The sequence below is a fragment of the uncultured Megasphaera sp. genome (assembly GCF_958350005.1).
Taxonomy (GTDB): Bacteria; Bacillota; Negativicutes; order Veillonellales; family Megasphaeraceae; genus Megasphaera.
On sequence record NZ_CATWFF010000240.1, the window covers coordinates 1 to 2,581 of the forward strand.

2 protein-coding genes are annotated in these 2,581 nt (G+C 53.9%); both read right to left on the minus strand.

Features of this window, described 5'->3' with window-relative positions:
• Positions 1-574: 574 nt before the first annotated feature.
• Positions 575-937 (minus strand): P-II family nitrogen regulator, encoded by a 363-nt coding sequence (locus tag Q3886_RS09965; RefSeq protein WP_301861323.1) that lies wholly within the window; start codon positions 935-937, stop codon positions 575-577.
• 12 nt (positions 938-949) lie between these two features.
• On the minus strand, positions 950-2,347 hold the full coding sequence (locus Q3886_RS09970) for an ammonium transporter (protein WP_301861325.1): 1,398 nt from the start codon (positions 2,345-2,347) through the stop codon (positions 950-952).
• Between the last annotated feature and the right edge of the window lie 234 nt (positions 2,348-2,581).

Sequence of the window (2,581 nt, forward strand, 5' to 3'; positions counted from 1 at the left end):
CCCACAGGCCGTTGTCCGTCTGCAGCAGAATCTACCCTGTCTCTCTGCCCGGTATATTAGAAAGAGTTGCGAATCAGCTGCTTGTCTGCCTGCAGGCCAGCCAGACGGCCTAGGGACTCCCTGTGATACCGTATACCTCTGGTCGGGAGACGATGGTTCGGTAACATTCTCAACCATATGCCGGTCGCCCACAGGCCGTTGTCTGTCTGCAGCAGAATCGACCCTGTCTCTCGCCCGGTATATCAGAAAGAGTTGCGAATCAGCTTCTTGTCTGCCTGCAGGCCGGCCAGACGGCCCATGGACTCCCTGTGATACCGTATGTCTCAGGCTCAGGCGACGTATACCCCAGGTCGGGATGCGATGGCCCTTCTGACCGTTCCGCGTAAGGGCTTATGCATTCGTTTACGCGCAATGGGTACCGTTTCAGCAGGGCGCATACACAGGGATTGTCCCGGGCGGACGGTCAAAGGGCTGTCGCTTCCCGGCCCCCTGGTATGATGAGACTCAAAAAAGAGGACATCGCACTGTATGCGACATCCTCTCTTTCCCCCGATGATTATTGTAATTCCGTTATTTATTCGTCCATAATTGCTTTGGGCCCGCGGTCGTTTGTACGAATACGGACGGCATCTTTTACGTCGTATACGAAGATTTTGCCGTCGCCGACCTGGCCAGTCTTGCACACGCGCTGTGCCGTTTCAATGACTTTTTCAACAGGCACTTCGCAGACTACTGTTTCCACTTTGATGTGGGGCAGCAGGTTAATGGCGTATTTCTGTCCCCGGTATACTTCGACGTGGCCTTTCTGCAGGCCGCTGCCGAATACCTGGCTTACTGTCATGCCCATGACGCCGATGGCGTTGAGGGCATCTTTCAGTTCTTCCAGCTTGCTGGCGCGAGTGACAATGTCGATTTTGGTCAGTTTTTTATTTTCCATTCTGATTCACTCCTATAAATTGTGTCCGTTAATACCCAGTTCTTTCACCGTTGCCGTCGATGTGGCCGGTGCGTCCAGGACATCGCCGAAGGGACTGCCGGACATGATAGCGTAGTTATACCCCCGTTCGCCGTGTTCGCTAATGTCCAGACCTGTCGTTTCTTCGTCTTTATTGGCACGGACGTGCATGAAGATGCTGATGATCTTGTACAGGATAATTGTGCCGACAATGGCGAAGACGTAGGCGACGATAGTGGAAATAATCTGTGCAAAGAGCAGATGCGTTTCCCCGTAGAATAAGCCGTTGGCACCGGCCGGATTGACTTCCGTCGTTGCCCAGAGGCCTGTGGCGATAGAGCCCCATGTACCGCCAATGCCGTGAATGCCGAAGGCGTCGAGAGAATCGTCATACCCCAGTTTGGCTTTCAGGACGGCTACGGCAAAGTAGCAGATGACGCCGCCAATGGCACCGATGATGATTGCCGGCATGGGAGCGACGAAGCCTGCTGCCGGCGTAATAGCGACGAGACCGGCAATGCAGCCCGATGCGGCGCCGAGGATCGTCGGTTTGCCGTTCAATGCCCATTCGACGACAACCCACGTTACGGTCGCAGCAGCGGCAGCGGCCTGAGAAGCGATGAATGCGTTGGCTGCCAGTGCATTGGCGCCGAGAGCGCTGCCGGCGTTGAAGCCGAACCAGCCGAACCAGAGGAGAGCTGCGCCCAGGACAGTCATGGGCAGGTTATGAGGCAGCATGGGAATGCGGCCAAAGCCGACCCGTTTGCCGAGAAGAATGCACAGCGTCAGGCCCGATACACCGGACAGGATGTGAATGACCAGGCCGCCGGCAAAGTCCAGGGCACCCAGTTTGGCCAGGAAGCCGCCGCCCCATACCCAGTGGGCCATGGGATTGTAGATGAAAATAGCCCAGAGCAGGATGAAGACGACAAAAGCGTGAAACTTCATGCGTTCTGCAAAAGCACCGGTAATCAGAGCCGGCGTAATGACGGCAAACATACACTGAAAGGCGACGAAAGCCAGTTCCGGAATCGTTCCGTTTGCCAGGATGTTCATGCCTACTCCGGCCAGGCCTGCCTTGTCCATGGCGCCGATAAAGCCGTTAATATCGGTGCCAAAGGTCATGGTATAGCCAATTAAAATCCATTCGACAGAAATCATGGCAACAATAAAGAAGCTCTGCATAATCGTCGTCAAGACGTTTTTGTTGCGGACCATGCCGCCATAGAAGAAGCCCAGTCCCGGTGTCATGATGAATACCAGGGCGGCACTGATCAGTACCCATGCCGTGTCGCCTGTGTCAATGGCTGCCGGCTCTGCTGCCAGTGCTGCCGGAGCGGTCATAAACAGGGCAGACAGGGCCATGCTTAAGATAGTCCATAGTTTTTTCATAGTCATTTCCCCCTCAAACACGTAAAAAGACGTCGTATCAGAAGCCTGGTGATGCCAGGTTCCGGATACAGACGCCTTTGTCTGAAAAAATATATAATTGCTGTATCAACAGAATGATGAAACTGATAAAAAAGACTCTGCCAGACACGGGTACCCTTGTGCTGTCAGAGCCTCATTGCTCGGAAAACGTATTCTTTATTCTATTGATGTGTTTTATTATACGGAGAGAGACAG